The 15,181-nt window shown below is 69.3% G+C and carries 14 protein-coding genes; 7 read left to right on the top strand and 7 right to left on the bottom strand.

Annotated elements, in window-relative coordinates; all coding sequences use genetic code 11:
- Positions 1-33: 33 nt before the first annotated feature.
- The 3 genes from ACTF4R_RS12920 to ACTF4R_RS12910 all read right to left on the bottom strand — a co-directional run bounded on the left by ACTF4R_RS12920 (position 34) and on the right by ACTF4R_RS12910 (position 2,390).
- On the bottom strand, positions 34-855 hold the full coding sequence (locus ACTF4R_RS12920; protein WP_440008299.1) for an ABC transporter permease subunit: 822 nt from the start codon (positions 853-855) through the stop codon (positions 34-36).
- Positions 856-900: 45 nt separating this feature from the next.
- Positions 901-1,905, bottom strand: a complete 1,005-nt coding sequence (gene hemE, locus ACTF4R_RS12915; protein WP_440008298.1) for a uroporphyrinogen decarboxylase — start codon at positions 1,903-1,905, stop codon at positions 901-903.
- A gap of 92 nt (positions 1,906-1,997) precedes the next feature.
- Complete coding sequence (locus ACTF4R_RS12910; protein ID WP_440008297.1) at positions 1,998-2,390, bottom strand: SPW repeat domain-containing protein; 393 nt, start codon at positions 2,388-2,390, stop codon at positions 1,998-2,000.
- Between the two features lie 271 nt (positions 2,391-2,661).
- On the opposite strand from ACTF4R_RS12910, the gene ACTF4R_RS12905 reads away from it, so the two are divergent.
- The 5 genes from ACTF4R_RS12905 to ACTF4R_RS12885 all read left to right on the top strand — a co-directional run bounded on the left by ACTF4R_RS12905 (position 2,662) and on the right by ACTF4R_RS12885 (position 10,889).
- Positions 2,662-5,310 (top strand): heavy metal translocating P-type ATPase, encoded by a 2,649-nt coding sequence (locus tag ACTF4R_RS12905; RefSeq protein WP_440008296.1) that lies wholly within the window; start codon positions 2,662-2,664, stop codon positions 5,308-5,310.
- Between the two features lie 125 nt (positions 5,311-5,435).
- Complete coding sequence (locus ACTF4R_RS12900) at positions 5,436-5,807, top strand: ArsR/SmtB family transcription factor (protein ID WP_440008295.1); 372 nt, start codon at positions 5,436-5,438, stop codon at positions 5,805-5,807.
- A complete protein-coding gene (locus tag ACTF4R_RS12895) occupies positions 5,804-6,079 on the top strand; it encodes a DUF7521 family protein (RefSeq protein WP_440008294.1) in 276 nt (91 codons plus the stop codon). The genes ACTF4R_RS12900 and ACTF4R_RS12895 overlap by 4 nt, the downstream gene beginning before the upstream one ends.
- Before the next feature lie 31 nt (positions 6,080-6,110).
- A complete protein-coding gene (locus ACTF4R_RS12890; protein WP_440008293.1) occupies positions 6,111-9,002 on the top strand; it encodes an Eco57I restriction-modification methylase domain-containing protein in 2,892 nt (963 codons plus the stop codon).
- 42 nt (positions 9,003-9,044) lie between these two features.
- A complete protein-coding gene (locus ACTF4R_RS12885) occupies positions 9,045-10,889 on the top strand; it encodes an SLC13 family permease (protein ID WP_440008292.1) in 1,845 nt (614 codons plus the stop codon).
- On the opposite strand, the gene ACTF4R_RS12880 is transcribed toward ACTF4R_RS12885, so the two are convergent.
- Positions 10,890-11,318 carry a DUF7979 domain-containing protein gene (locus ACTF4R_RS12880; RefSeq protein ID WP_440008291.1) on the bottom strand — a complete coding sequence of 143 codons (429 nt, stop codon included), beginning with the start codon at positions 11,316-11,318 and terminating at the stop codon, positions 10,890-10,892.
- An 88-nt stretch (positions 11,319-11,406) separates the two neighbouring features.
- Complete coding sequence (locus tag ACTF4R_RS12875) at positions 11,407-11,676, bottom strand: MarR family transcriptional regulator (RefSeq protein WP_433632300.1); 270 nt, start codon at positions 11,674-11,676, stop codon at positions 11,407-11,409.
- A 142-nt stretch (positions 11,677-11,818) separates the two neighbouring features.
- Between ACTF4R_RS12875 and ACTF4R_RS12870 the strand changes: the two genes are divergently transcribed.
- The gene (locus ACTF4R_RS12870) at positions 11,819-12,022 is read left to right on the top strand and encodes an HVO_2901 family zinc finger protein (protein WP_113276325.1); all 204 of its coding nucleotides are present in this window, start codon (positions 11,819-11,821) and stop codon (positions 12,020-12,022) included.
- 115 nt (positions 12,023-12,137) lie between these two features.
- On the opposite strand, the gene ACTF4R_RS12865 is transcribed toward ACTF4R_RS12870, so the two are convergent.
- Together ACTF4R_RS12865 and ACTF4R_RS12860 are read right to left on the bottom strand one after the other, a co-directional pair.
- A complete protein-coding gene (locus ACTF4R_RS12865) occupies positions 12,138-13,202 on the bottom strand; it encodes a zinc-dependent alcohol dehydrogenase family protein (RefSeq protein ID WP_433632304.1) in 1,065 nt (354 codons plus the stop codon).
- Between the two features lie 97 nt (positions 13,203-13,299).
- Complete coding sequence (locus ACTF4R_RS12860; protein WP_440008290.1) at positions 13,300-13,653, bottom strand: DsrE family protein; 354 nt, start codon at positions 13,651-13,653, stop codon at positions 13,300-13,302.
- Between the two features lie 225 nt (positions 13,654-13,878).
- On the opposite strand from ACTF4R_RS12860, the gene tuf reads away from it, so the two are divergent.
- On the top strand, positions 13,879-15,147 hold the full coding sequence (gene tuf, locus ACTF4R_RS12855) for a translation elongation factor EF-1 subunit alpha (protein WP_440008289.1): 1,269 nt from the start codon (positions 13,879-13,881) through the stop codon (positions 15,145-15,147).
- The last annotated feature ends 34 nt before the right edge of the window (positions 15,148-15,181 follow it).

The raw sequence follows: 15,181 nt of genomic DNA, 5'->3' as shown, positions 1-15,181 counted from the left end.
TTACGGACGTCAAACCGCCGGAATCGCGGGTCGCTACAGGTCAGCGTTCCGGAATCGCCACGCACCGACGGCGAGCGGGACGGCGGCCCAGGCGAGGACGACCAGCAGCGCCACCCACGGCGAGAGATAGGCCGGCGCGGGACCGCCACCGGCCAGCTGCACGGTTCCGCGCGACACGAGCGCCCGGACCAGCCCCTCGTAGGCGCCGGTGGGGCTGAGCCGCTGGACGAAGTACGCCCACGCCGGCAGGGGGTAGGTCATCGACGCGGACCCCGTGACGACGTAGCCGACGAGGTTGGCGAGCGCGCCCCAGAACAGTTCGACGAGCGCGAACGCGCCGACGGCGGCGGCCGCGGCGCGCCGCGGGGTAGCGGTCGCCGCCGAGACGCCGACGCCCAGCGCGACGAACGCGACGCCGAGCAGGAGGGTGAGGAGGACGAATCCGGCGAAGGGGACGAGCGCGAACCCCTCGTACTGGGTCGCGACGAGTGCGGCGGCCAGCGCGAAACTCGCCAGTAGCGGAAGGGCGACGACGACGCAGCGACCGAGCAACTTGCCCCGGACCACGTCGCGACGGGAGTGCGGCAGGCCGAGCAGTATCTTGATGCTCCCCGACGCGCGCTCGCCGACGACGGCGCGGTAGCCGACCGCGAGTCCGACGAGCGGCACGAGCGCGCGGGCGGCCGGCACGAAGTGGAGAACGACGTCGGCGGTGCTACCGGTGTGATACGACTGGAGGGTGTAGAGGTACGCGTCGCCGACGACGAGGAGGGCGAAGACGGCCGAGACGAGACGGAGCGTTCTCGTACGGAGCGCGTCGCCGAACTCCTTGCGGGCGATCAGGGACCCGGACATACACGCATTATACCACACTGACATGAAAAGTGTTCGCGTTCGCGCCTACCGCTCGACGGCCTTCGCCGTCTCGACGAACGCCTTCGCGTTCTCCACCGGCGTGTTGCGGTCGATGCCGTGTCCCAGGTTGAGGATGTGCCCCGCGTCGCCCGCCTTCTCGATGACCTCGCGCGTCTTCTCGCGGACGAACGCCTCGTCGCCGAGCAGGTAGGAGGGGTCGAGATTCCCCTGGACGGGCGTGTCGCCCAGTTCCTCGCGGGCGTCGGCCATGTCGACGGTCCAGTCGAGGCTCACCACGTCCGCGCCCGACTCCGCGAGCAGGTCGAGTTTCCCCCCGACGTTGCGCGCGAAGACGACGGACGGCACGTCGATGGCGTCGAAGATGCGCCGGTGGAGCGGGAGCAGGAACTCGCGGTAGTCCGCGGGCGTCAGCACGCCCGACCACGTGTCGAACACCTGGACGACGTCGGCACCGCGGTCGACCTGGTACTCGACGTACTCCTCGACGACGCGGGTGAACGCCTCCAGCAGCGCCGCGAACGCCTCGGGATGGTTGGCCCGGAAGCGCCGGAGGGGTTTCCGGGAACTCGGCTCGTCGCCGACCACGTACGACGCCAGCGTGTACGGGCCGCCAGCGAAGCCGATGATGCTCGTCCGGTCGCCGACGCGCTCCTGGAGGCGGTCGAGTAGCGCGCCGACGAAGTCGAGCTGTTCGCGCACGTCGCCCGCTTCCGTCGGCACGTCCTCCGGGTCGAAGACGGGGTTCTCGACGACGGGGCCGACGCCGCTCTCGATGTGGTAGTCGAACCCCAGCGGTTCGAGCACGGTGAGGATGTCGGAGTACATCACCAGCCCGTCGGGCTCGAACAGTTCCCACGGGAGCAGCGTGATGCGCTCGGCCACCTCGGGGGTCTCGATGGCCTCCCTGAACGTGTACTCCTCCCGAATGTCGCGGTACTCGGGGATGTACCGCCCGGCCTGGCGCATCAGCCAGACAGGCGGGCGCTCGGTGGGTTCGCCCCGGGCCGCACGAACTAGCAGGTCGCTCATGACTCGACAATTCGGCGGCGCGCGTCTAAGCGTTTCGAAGCCGGTGCTGGACGAGGGCGTCGCCCCGCTTCGACGGTGGCGACGGCCGGCAGTCAGCGCCGTCCCGGTTCTGGCGTCGTCGCGTCGTCTGAGGTCGCCTCGTCCGGCCGTCGGTCGGTCCGGAACTCGACGACCGCGAGCGTGACGAGCGCGACGCCCACGGCGACGTCGTTCCAGCGGTTCGCGACGCTCGCCGACCCGACGACGAACGGCTGCGTGACCTGGACGAGGCCTATCAGCGCGACGAGCACCGGCGCGGCCGGCGACACCGGCTCCTCCCGGACCACCCGGACGGTGGCGTACAGACCGACCGCCAGCAGCGTCGCCGCCGAGAGCAGGTCGCCCCAGAGGTTCGACGGCAGGCTCGACGCGAAGACGACGAACGGCGCCGTGAGCAACCACGTTCCGAGAAGCGGACCGCCCACGGCAGTCAGGTTCCCCCGCATCCCCGTACCGTCAACGACGCACGGAGAGTTAAACCGATGGGGTCCCTGCCCGCGACTCGTACTCCGCGGGGCGACCGCCGGTTCCGACCGCCGACCGTTCGACCCAGCTCTCTGGAAGACGAACGAAAGGCCGTCAGGCGGAATCGTCTCAGGAAGTACCCCTCTTTTCGAGGTGAGTTAAAACATCGAAGGTTGGTGAGCCCGAGAGCCGAAGTTTGCTAAGGACAACTCGCATTAATACGGAGCCCGTAGTAATCGACAGGTGACTACTGTGAGCAAACGGACGCAACTCGACGTTCGCGGGATGAGTTGCGCGAACTGCTCGACGACGGTCGGCGACGCGCTCGAATCGCTCGACGGGGTCTCGTCGGCGGAGGTCAACTTCGCCACGGACGAGGCCAGCGTCGAGTACGACCCCGAGCGCGTCTCGCTGGCCGCTATCTACGCAACCATCGAGGAAGCGGGATACGAGCCGGTTCGCGCCACGACGACCGTCGGCATCGCCGACATGTCGTGTGCCAACTGCGCGGAGAGCAACGAGGAGGCCCTGGAGTCGGTGCCGGGCGTCGTCTCGGCGGAGGTCAACTTCGCCACGGACGAGGCCAGCGTCGAGTACAATCCGGGGGAGGTCGACCGCGAGGACCTCTTCGACGCCATCGAGGCGGCCGGATACGCGCCGGTCCGCGAGAACGCGGGCGGCGAGGACGGCCCGGAGGAAGCCGAGGCGGACGCTCGCGAGGCGGCCCGGGACGCCGAGATTCGCAAGCAGTTCCGACTGACGCTGTTCGGGGCCGCGCTCGCCGTGCCGCTGGTCTTCTTCATGTTCGAGCACCTGTTCTTCCCGGACGTCCTCGGGGAGCGACTGTTCGGCGTCGACCTCGGCGTGGTCCAGTTCCTGCTGGCGACCCCCGTGCAGGTACTTCTCGGCAAGGAGTTCTACGAGAACAGCTACACGGCGCTCGTGAAGAATCGGACCGCGAACATGGACGTGCTCATCGCGCTCGGGTCCTCGACGGCCTACCTCTACAGCGTGGCGGTCATGCTCGGCGCGATTCCGGGCGGTCTCTACTTCGACAGCGCCGTGCTCATTCTCGTGTTCATCACGATGGGTAACTGGCTGGAGGCGCGCTCGAAGGGTCGCGCGGGCGAGGCGCTGCGCGAACTGCTGGAACTGGAGGCCGACACCGCGACCGTCGTGACCGACGGCGAGGAGGAGGAAGTTCCGCTCGACGAGGTCGACGTCGGCGACCGCCTGCGGATTCGCCCGGGCGAGAAGGTGCCGACGGACGGCGTCGTCGTCGACGGCGAGAGCGCGGTCGACGAGTCGATGGTGACCGGCGAGTCCGTGCCCGTCGAGAAACGCGAGGGCGACGAGGTCATCGGCGGCACGATGAACGAGAACGGCGTGTTGCTCGTCGAGGCGACGAAGGTCGGCGAGGAGACGGCGCTCCAGCAGATCGTCCAGACCGTGAAGGAGGCGCAGGCCCGCCAGCCGGAGATACAGAACCTCGCGGACCGCGTGAGCGCGTACTTCGTCCCGGCGGTCATCGCCAACGCCCTCTTCTGGAGTGCGGCGTGGCTCCTCGTCCCGGAGACGCTCGCGGGCTTCGTGAACGCCCTGCCGCTCTGGGGCCTCGTGGCCGGCGGTCCGGCGGCGGCGGGCGGCGCGGTGTCGGGCTTCGAGTTCGCCGTCGTCGTGTTCGCCAGCGCCGTCCTCATCGCCTGCCCCTGCGCGCTCGGGCTGGCGACCCCGACGGCGACGATGGTCGGGACGGCCATCGGCGCGCGCAACGGCGTGCTCTTCCGCGGCGGCGACGTCCTGGAGCGAGTCCGGGACGTGGACGCCGTCGTCTTCGACAAGACCGGGACGCTGACCAAGGGCGAGATGCGCCTGACCGACGTCGTGACGCTCTCCCGTGACGGCGACGTCGCGCCCGACGGCGGCGTCAGCGCGTCGTCGTCCGTCGCCGACGCCGAGGTGACCGAGGAGTTCGTCCTCGCGGCGGCGGCCAGCGCCGAGCACGGGAGCGAACACCCGCTCGCGCAGGCCATCGTCGAGGGAGCGCGCGAGCGCGGCATCGAGGTCGAGGAACCGGAGTCCTTCGAGAACGTTCCCGGTCACGGCGTCCGCGCGACGACGAGTCACGGCGAGGTCGTGGTCGGCAACCGGAAGCTGCTGCGCGAGCAGGGTATCGACCCCGCCCCTGGCGAGGAAGCGATGGAGCGCCTGGAGCGAGAGGGCAAGACCGCGATGCTCGTGGGCGTCCGCGAGGCGCGGAGCGCCTCGGAACGGTCGAGCGGTGACGAACCGCGAGGCGGCCGGCTCGTGGGCGTGGTCGCCGACGCGGACGAGGTGAAAGCGAGCGCCAAGGACGCGGTCGCTACCCTCCGCGAACGCGGCCTCGACGTGCTGATGCTGACGGGCGACAACGAGCGGACCGCGAACGCGGTCGCCGACGAGGTCGGCATCGACCGCGAGAACGTCCGCGCCGAGGTCCTGCCGGACGAGAAGGCCGACGCCGTCGACGACGTCGAGGCGGACGGCCGGAACGCGATGATGGTCGGCGACGGGGTCAACGACGCGCCCGCGCTGGCCTCCGCGTACGTCGGCACGGCTATCGGGAGCGGGACGGACGTCGCCATCGAGGCGGCGGACGTGACGCTGATGCGCGACGACCCGCGCGACGTGGTGCGGGCCATCCGCATCTCGGAGGGGACGCTGTCGAAGATAAAGCAGAACCTCTTCTGGGCGCTGGGGTACAACACGGCCATGATTCCGCTGGCGTCGCTCGGCCTGCTCCAGCCGGCGCTGGCGGCGGCGGCGATGGCGTTCTCCAGCGTGAGCGTCCTGACGAACAGCCTGCTGTTCCGCACCTACACCCCGGACCACGACTACGAACTGCTCGGGGTACTGCGGTAAGCTCCCCCCGTCGGGGGCGACGAAGCCCGTGGAGAAGACAGCGGAAACGAAGGACCCTCTAGTCGATGCGGTTGTCGGCCAGTAGTCGAACGAATTATGTACTGGCCTTCGAAAGTTTCTGACGAATGCTGCGGGATCTGGCAGACGACGGCCCCGAGTTGCAGGCCATACTCGATGCCCTCGACGACCCCGCATGCCGGACCATCATCCAGGAACTCGAGGAACCGATGACAGCAAGCGAACTCGCCGACGAGACGGACATTCCGCTCTCGACGCTCTACCGAAAGATAGACCTGCTGACCGACGCCTCGCTACTCAACGAGTTGACCGAAATCCGCGAGGACGGCCACCACACGAGCCGGTATCGGGTCGCGGTCGAGTCGGTCAACATCACGTTAGACGACGACCGCGAGTTCGACGTGACCATCGAGCGACCGCCACAGTCCACCGACGAACGCCTCGAACAGCTCTGGTCGGAGGTGCGCAAAGAGACATGACACACATAACCACCATCGTCATCGCGCTGAAGACGCTGACGCTCGCGCTCGGCGGGCTGATAACGTACTTCGCGTTCAAAGCCTATCGACGCACAGGCTCGCCCGCGCTCCGCTCGCTCGCCATCGGATTCGGCGTCGTCACGCTCGGCGCGTTCCTGGCGGGCGTCGCCGACCAGGCGCTGAACATGAACCGGGAAACCGTGCTCGTCATCGAGAGTGGCCTGACCGCCATCGGCTTCGCCGCAATCGCGTACTCGCTGTACGCGGAGTAGCTTTATCTCGCCGGGCGTGTCAACCGCTTGCATGGACGCGCTCGCGGGAACGCTGTTCTCCGAACGCTTCCGCACTCGACTCCTCGACAGCGCTCGGACTGCCGACGCGCTCCCCGACCTCGCCCGAACCCGCGAACTGGTCGCCGAACGGTACGAGAACGGCCGGACGAGGTCGGAGAGGGCGACGCGGCACGACCTCGTCGAGTCCGTCCTCGACGCGCTCGGCGGCCGGCCGGACGGCGTCTCGGTGGTCGAGGCGCTGCCGGACGAGCGCGCGACGGTGGACGTCCACGCCGACCTCGACGGGGGACGAGCGGCGGTCACCGACGGACGACGCTGGCGGCTGCTCGTCGCCGACGAGCCGCCGGACCGCCGTCTCGACGTCGACCTTCCAGCGGCGCTCGACGACCGCGACGCGTTCCGGGCGTTCGCGCTGGCGTTCGGTCCGGACGCGGCGTTCGAGCGACTGCGCGACGCTCGCGAACGGCACCGCGAGAGGGCGCGGACCGCACTCGAGACCGGTCTCCGCGACGCCGTCCGGACGACCGCGAGCACCCTGGTGACGACGGCGAGGTCGGACCCGGACGCGGCGTTCGACGCCGGTTGCGTGCTCGCCGTCCGACTCGCCGCGGCCCGCTTCGCCGCGGCGCAGGGCCGCGACGTGGCCGACCTCGACGCCGTCGCCCGATGGAACGGCGACCTCCCGTTCGGTCGTTCGTCGGCGCTCGCCGACGAACGACGCCGTCTCCGGGCGCTCCCGGACGAGACCGCGACGGCGGTCGTCGACGCGCTCGACGCGGCCGCCGTCGACTACGCCGCCCTCGACGCCCGCGACCTCGGCGACGCCTACGAGCGACTGCTCGACGCCGACCCCAGGGTCGAGGATGGCGCGGTCCACCTCGACGTCGACGGCGACCGGCGACGGCGTCGCTCGGCGGGCGCGTACTACACGCCGGAGCACGTCGTCGAGTACGCGGTCGCGGAGGCCGTGGACGACCCGGACGCGACAGTGCTCGACCCGGCGACGGGGAGCGGCCACTTCCTCGTCCGCGCGCTCGACCACCTCGCGGTCGAACGCGTCCGGACGACGGACGAGACGCTCGCCGACGCGCGCCGTCGAGCGGCCCGACAGGTGTTCGGCGTCGACGTCGACCCGCTGGCGGTCGAACTCGCTCGCACCGCCGTCTGGCTCCGCGCCGGCGTCTGGCCGGACGACCGCCTCCGGGCGGCCGACGCGCTGGGCGACGGCCCCGAGTGGTTCGAGTCCGGGTTCGACGCGGTCGTCGGGAACCCGCCGTACGTCCGCAGCAGGCACATCGACGACGAGCGCAAGGCCGACCTCCGGGACCGGTTCGACACCGTTCACGGCGCGTTCGACCTCTACGTCCCCTTCGTCGAGCGCATGTGCGACCTCGGCGAGCGCGTCTGCGCCGTCGTGCCGAACAAGTGGACGACGGCGCGGTACGGACAGCGCCTCCGCGACCGACTGCTGGACCGCCACCGCCTCGTCGAGGTGGTCGACGCCAGCGAGTTGCCGGTGTTCGCCGACGCGGAGGTGTACCCCGTCGTCGTCTCGGTCCGGACCGACGACGGGCCGACCGAGTCGTTCCGGGTCCGGTCCGTCGACTCGCCGGGCGAACTGCGTTCGGGACCGGAGACGGCGGTCTCGCGGTCGTTCGTCGAGGCGCTCGGCGACCGCGTGATCCCCGTCGGAATCGAGCCCTCGTTCGCCCCGGTCGCCGAGCGCGTCCGCCGAGAGTGCGACGGCCTCGGCGAGCACGTCACGCTGACGGAGGGCGTCCACACCGGCAACGTCCGGGACGAACTGGTCGTCGACGAGGCCGACGACGACTGCGAGCGCGTCGTCGGCGGCAGCGCGGTCGAACGGTACGGCGTCGAGTGGGACGGCGACTGGCTCCGCCGGGACGAGTCGGTCGTCGCCGCCGACGGCGCGTACGGCGACCTGCGCGACCCCGCGGTGTTCGCGACGGAGAAACTGCTCGTCCCGGACATCAGCGACCGCCCGGTCGCCGCCTACGACGACGAGGGGCTGTACGCGCTGAACACCCTCTACAGCGTCCGGAAGCGACCGGACTCCGACGCATCGTTGCGGTACGTCCTCGCCGTCATCAACTCCGCGTTCGCGGCGGTCTACTTCCGGCAGGTGTACGGCGGCACGCACGTCAACGGCGGCTACCTGCGGTTCAAGCCGATGTTCGCCGCGAACCTCCCGCTGCCCGACACACCGGCCGACGAGCGCGAGGAACTGGCGCGGCTGGCGGCCCGGATGTGCGAGTTGCGCCGCGAGCGGTCACGGTGTACGCTGCCGTCCCCGCCGACGGCGGGGCCGCGACTGGCGGATCTCGACCCGTTTCGCGTCGGCGAGGACACCCCGCTCGGGGGGACGACCCGGACCCACGAAGGGCTCCGACTCGGACGCGTCGCGGTCCGGACGGACGACGAGGACGGCGCGCTGGTCCTCGTGGCGACGGCGCGCTACCGGCCGGAGGACGGGGACCGCGAGAGCGACCGGTGGGGGTTCGTGGAGACCGAGCCGACGCCCGCGCTCGCGTTCGACGTCTCGGCCGCTCGCCGGGAGCTCCTCCGGGCGTTCGTCCCGCGGGCGGTCGACCGCGGCGACGTGCGCTCGCAGGCCGGCAAGACCATCTCGCTCCTCGAACGCCTCGAACGTCTCCGCCTGCCGACGGTGGAGGACGCCGGGGAGTTCCTCGCCGAGTGGCGGCGACTGCGCGAACTGGACGCCGAACTGGCCGCGACCGACGCCGAGATCGACCGCCGGGTCTGTCGGGCGTACGGCCTGAACGACCGGGAGGTGGCGCTGGTCGAACGGCTGGCTCCCCGGTCGGCGAGTGGGCGGGCGGTCCCCCGCGACGCTCCGGAGGTTTCTATCGGCGGCTCGTGAGGTACGAAAACCGTTTTCTTCGCGGCAATCGTGTCACTGCGTATGGATTCGTCGCTGGTGGACGCGACCCGAGTGGTCGGCGTCCCGACGGACGTGCTCGTCGTCTTCGGCGTCGTCCTGTTCGCGCTCGCTCTCTTCACCACCGAACTCCTCCCGGTCGACGTGACCGCTATCCTGGTGATGGTGATGCTCATCGTCCTCGAACCGTGGACCGGCATCTCGCCGGCAGAGGGCATCTCGGGGTTCTCCAACGAGGCCACCATCACCGTCCTGGCCATGCTCATCCTGAGCGAGGGCGTCGCCCGGACCGGCGTCGTCCAGATGCTGGGAACCCGGATGGCGGCGTTCGCCGGCGACGACCTCCGGAAACAGCTACTCGCCGTCATCGGCGTGTCGGGGCCGGCCTCCGGGTTCGTCAACAACACGCCTGTCGTCGCCATCCTCGTTCCCGTCGTCACGGACCTCGCCCACGAGGGACACACGTCCCCCTCCAAGCTCCTCATCCCGCTGTCGTACGCCTCGATGTTCGGCGGCATGCTCACGCTCGTCGGCACCTCCACGAACCTCCTCGCCAGCAACGTGGCGGGTCGGCTCGGCGGCCAGTACCCGACGCTGCACCGGTTCTCGATGTTCGAGTTCACGCAACTGGGCGTCGTCGTCCTCCTCACGGGCAGCCTCTACCTGCTGTTCGTCGGTCACCACCTCCTGCCGGAGCGGATTCCGCCCGAGGAGGACTACGTCGACGAGTACGAGATGGACGAGTACCTCACCGAGGTGGTCGTCGACGACGACTCCCCCCTCGTCGGGTCGACGGTCGAGGAGGCCATCGACACCGAGCGGTTCGACGTGGACGTGCTCCAGCTGGTCCGCGGCGAGCGGACGTTCCTCGAACCCATCCGGCAGACGACCGTCCAGGCGGGTGACGCGCTGACGCTGCGAACCGACCGGGGGACCCTCTCGCGGTTGCTGACAGACGGAGGACTGACGCCGGTCGGGGCCCGGATGGCCGACGAGGACCTCGGACCGGGCGACGAGTCGTCGCTGTTCGAGGTCGTCATCCCGCGCGGGTCGGCGCTCGTCGGCGAGACGCTGGCGTCGTCGACGTTCCGCGAGCGCTACGACGCGAGCGTCCTGGCCTTCCGCCGCGGACGCGAACGCATCCGCGACCGGCTGGAGGCGGTCAGAATCGGCGTCGGTGACACCCTGCTCGTCCAGGCGTCCGCCAACAGCGTCGACCGCCTGGCCGCGAACCCGGACTTCATCGTCGCCCACCAGCCCCCGGACCCGGACTACCGGACCGACAAGATTCCGGTGGCGCTCGCCATCGTCGCGGGGGTCGTCGCGCTGCCGGCGCTCGACGTCTACCCCATCCTCGTGTCGGCGCTGGCGGGCGTGGTGGCGATGGTCGTCACCGACGTGTTGCGTCCCAGCGAACTGTACGACTCCGTCGAGTGGAGCGTCATCTTCCTGCTCGCGGGCGTCATCCCGCTCGGCGTCGCGCTCGAACGCTCCGGCGGTGCCGAACTGCTCGGTCAAGCCGTCGCCGCCAGCGCCGACTTCCTCCCCGTCGTCGGCGTGCTCTGGGTGTTCTACATCGCCACCGGTCTCGTCACCGAGGTCATCAGCAACAACGCCAGCGTCGTCCTCATGATTCCGGTCGCCGTGGAGGCCGCGACCCGCATCGGGGCCGACCCATTCGCGTTCGTCCTCGCGGTGACGTTCGCCGCGAGCACCTCCTTCCTCGGTCCCATCGGCTACCAGACGAACCTGTTCGTCTACGGTCCCGGCGGCTACCGGTTCACCGACTACTTCCGTATCGGCGCGCCGCTCCAGATACTGCTGTCGGTCGTCACCGTCGCCGGCATCGTCGCGTTCTGGGGCGTGTGACTACCGGCGCTGGCCCACGTCGAGCCACGAGACGAACACGAAGGCGCCGATGAGCCCAGTGGTCGTTCCGCCGAACAGGAAGACGAGGCGGTCGGTGATGCGCTCCCGTTCGGAGACGGCGAGTTCGTACACCGTCTTCCCGTCCCGGACGTAGGTGTTCGCCTCCAACTGCGAGGGCAGGTCCCCCTGCGTCGTGTGCGTACCGCTCAGCTTCGCCTCCGCGAACGCCGAGCGCGCCTCCGTCGAGAGGTCGCCGTACTTCACGGCCTTCGACTCGCTACCGGGCGGGTTGCCCTCCAGTTTCGTGACTTCGAGCGTGTGGACGGTGTCGTCGCCCGCCGGCCGCGAGAGGGCGTACCCGGTCACGGCGAGACCGGCGACCAGCATCAGCGCGGCGAGCACCTGTATCGCGACGCTGGAACCCCTCATCTACCCCAACCCGCGAAGTATCAGGACTTAAAACGTTCCCCTCGGCGATGGCAGGGATTTCCCGACCCCTGCCCGCGTCCGCGAACCCTCAGACCGGCGCTTCGTCGATGCAGTTCACCTGCTCCCAGTTGCGAGCGTCGTTCAGGCGGTAGAGGCGCTGGCGAGCGTCGGGGATGTACACCTCCTCCTCGACGGCACCGACCTGGGTCAGCCGTTCCAGGGCGCTCCGGACCGTCCGGGCCGAGAGCCGCGACCGCTGGACGAGTTCCTTCTGGGTGTGTGCGCCGTCGTACTCGAGGACTTTGAACACCAGTTTGGCACTCGGCGGGAGCTCGCAGATGTTTTCGGGGTCTGCCATATCACGTCTCTCGAACGCCAGCCACTAAACGACTGGCTAACTCGCAGGTAACCCGGTGACGTTCGCGTCACTGGAGCGGTGGCGTTCCGGTCGCCCGAGAAAAAGCGGAGGTTCTTTTATGGATGCTGGCGAATGGGTATCTATGGGACTTGAACTTGCAAGTCGGGAGCGCCCCAGCACGGCAGATATCGACCGCCTCTTCTGCAAGCAGTGCGGCGAGCGCTTCGACGCCGACGCGGCGACCGACGACGGCTGGCACTATCGATGTCCGAACGACGACTGCGACGCCGAAGGAATCGGCGACGACCTCGCGCCCGTGACCGACGTACTCCCGTCGGCGCGATAGCGAACTCGCCCTCTCCGGCCTCTCCGTACTGCGTGCTCGCTCTCCCGGTCGCCAGGGACTGCTCGCGTTCTCTCCACTTGCACTCTCGCCGTTCTCGCGCCGCTACCGCCGCGGGCTACTCGGCGAACTCCGTCACGACCTCGATGCCGCTCGTCTCGTAGTCGCCCATCGCGGCGAGGCGGTCAGGTACCTCCGACAGCGCCACCTCGCGACCGACGAGCGCGCCCGGGTCGACGGTACCGCGCTCTACCATCCGCAGGAGTTCGCCGTACCGCGACGGCGGCATCCCCCGCGAGCCGAGGAACGTTATCTCGCGCATCGTCATCGCGTCGGTCGGGAGCGACACCTCGCCGCGCTCCTCGTCGGTCGTCAGGCCGAGCTGGACGTGCTGGCCGCGGCGACGCAGGCAGTCGACGGAGTTCCGGCAGGTCTCGGCGACCCCCAGCGCGTCGACGGAGACGTCGGCACCGCCGCCCGTGACGTTCCGTATCACGGCCGGCGCGTCGGCGTTCGCCACGTTCAGCGTCTCGTCGGCCCCGAGGTCCGCCGCTCCCGAGAGCGCGTCGTCGTCCACGTCGACCGCGACGACGTTCGCGCCGAGCGCGTCCGCGACCTGGACCGCAGAGAGACCGACGCCGCCGCAGCCGTGGACCGCCACCCAGTCGCCGGGCGTGAGGTCCGCACGGTGGGCTAGCGCGTGGTACGCCGTGGCGAACCGACAGCCCAGGGCCGCCATCTCGGTCGCGCCGACGCCGTCCGGCAACCGGACGACGTTGTAGTCGGCGTGGGGCGCGTGCACTCGCTCGGCGAACGCGCCGGGAGCCGCCGCCTCGAACCCGAGTGCGATGCCGTTCTCGCAGGCGTTGCCGTGGCCGTTCCGGCAGTACGAACAGCGGCCGCGCCCGAGGTTGAACGGGACCGCGACCCGGTCGCCCTCGCGGACGCTCTCGACCTGCTCGCCGACCGCGACCACGGTGCCGGCCGGTTCGTGGCCCAGAATCTGGCCTCTCGGCACCCGGTCGTCGGCCCACTCGCCGTGGCCCTGCCAGGCGTGCCAGTCGCTGCGACAGATGCCGCAGGCCTCCGTTTCGATAACGACGCCGTGGTCGGCGGTGTCGGGGTCGGAGACGTCTTCGATGGAGAGCGGTTCGCCGTACTCGTGGAGGACAGCCGCGCGCATACGCCATCCTGGTCGTTCAGTTATTTAAATGGACAGGGGGAAAGGGGTCGGCGGCCGTCGTCCGGAGCCATCGCCAGCGACGGAACGGACCGGTGGCTCAGTACGTGATGACCTCGTAGCCGTCCGCGACCAGGTCGCGCACGCTCGGGTGGCCCTCGTACTCGTCGAGGGCGGTCGCGTCGCTCTCCTCGACGGCGCCCTCCACGTCGAAGGCTCCCGCGCAGTAGTCGCAGACGCTGACGTGGTCTTCCAGCGCCTCGTAGAGCGGGCTGAGGTCGTGGTCGTCGTCGGTGAGTTCCGCGACCCACTGGGTGCCCGCGCCGTCGAAGACGATTTCGAGGTCGTCGCCCGCGTCGTCGAACTCCTTGGCGGCCTGGAGCGCGTTCGTGACGCGGCCGAGGTCGGCGTGCGATTCGGTGCCCGCGAGGACGAGGATTGCTACGTTCGTCACGCGTCGTCCGTGGAGCGGGACGGAAATACGACCTGCGAAGGGGGAAGTTCCCGCCCGTATCGTGGACGATTGGGCGGGGCGGCAGTCGGCAGACGAGAGCGAAACGACGGAACCGGACGGTACCTTCTGGCCCCCGACCTATCCGCGACTGCCCCGAACCGACACAACGATTTTTGTATCTCGGCCCCGATTGTCGAACACGGTACGGGGGTACCGGGGTTAATCATGAGTTCCGACAAACCACACCAGAACCTGGCCATCATCGGCCACGTCGACCACGGGAAGTCCACGCTGGTCGGCCGACTGCTGTACGAGACGGGATCGATTCCGGAACACGTCATCGAACAGCACAAAGAAGAGGCCGAAGAGAAGGGCAAGGGCGGCTTCGAGTTCGCCTACGTGATGGACAACCTCGCCGAAGAACGAGAGCGCGGGGTGACCATCGACATCGCCCACCAGGAGTTCGACACCGACGAGTACTACTTCACCATCGTGGACACGCCCGGCCACCGCGACTTCGTGAAGAACATGATCACGGGCGCGTCCCAGGCCGACAACGCCGTGCTCGTCGTGGGAGCCGACGACGGCGTCGCGCCCCAGACCCAGGAGCACGTGTTCCTGGCCCGCACGCTCGGCATCAACGAGCTCATCGTCGCCGTCAACAAGATGGATCTCGTCGACTACAAGGAGGACCGCTACCGGGAGGTCGTCACCGAGGTCAAAGACCTGCTGGACCAGGTTCGGTTCGACACGGAGAACGCCTCGTTCATCCCGATATCGGCACTGGAGGGGGACAACGTCGTCGAACTCAGCGACAACATGTCGTGGTACGACGACGACGTCGTCCTGGAGGCCCTGAACGACCTGCCGACGCCCGAACCGCCGACGGACGCGCCGCTCAGGCTTCCCATCCAGGACGTGTACACGATTTCGGGCATCGGGACGGTCCCGGTCGGGCGCGTCGAGACGGGGATGCTGAACACGGGCGACAACGTCAGCTTCCAGCCCAGCGACGTGAGCGGCGAGGTCAAGACCATCGAGATGCACCACGAGGAAGTCCCGGAGGCTGGCCCCGGCGACAACGTCGGGTTCAACGTCCGCGGCGTCGGCAAGGACGACATCCGCCGCGGCGACGTCGCCGGCCCTGCCGACGACCCGCCCAGCGTAGCCGACACGTTCCAGGCGCAAATCGTCGTGATGCAGCATCCCAGCGTCATCACGGCCGGCTACACGCCGGTCTTCCACGCCCACACGGCGCAGGTCGCCTGTACCATCGAGTCCATCGACCAGAAAATCGACCCGTCGAGCGGGGAGGTCGAGGAGGAGAATCCGGACTTCATCCAGAGCGGCGACGCCGCCGTCGTCACGGTGCGCCCCCAGAAGCCGCTCTCCATCGAGCCGTCCTCGGAGATCCCCGAGCTCGGCAGCTTCGCGATCCGCGACATGGGCCAGACCATCGCCGCCGGTCGCGTCCTCGAAGTCAACGAGAAGTGAGGCGGGACGAGGTCGTCGGGCGGAGATTCGCGAA

The organism is Halomicrococcus pelagicus, from assembly GCF_051917725.1.
In the GTDB taxonomy this organism is placed as follows: domain Archaea; phylum Halobacteriota; class Halobacteria; order Halobacteriales; family Haladaptataceae; genus Halomicrococcus.
This window is presented reverse-complemented; position numbering and strand designations above follow the sequence as displayed.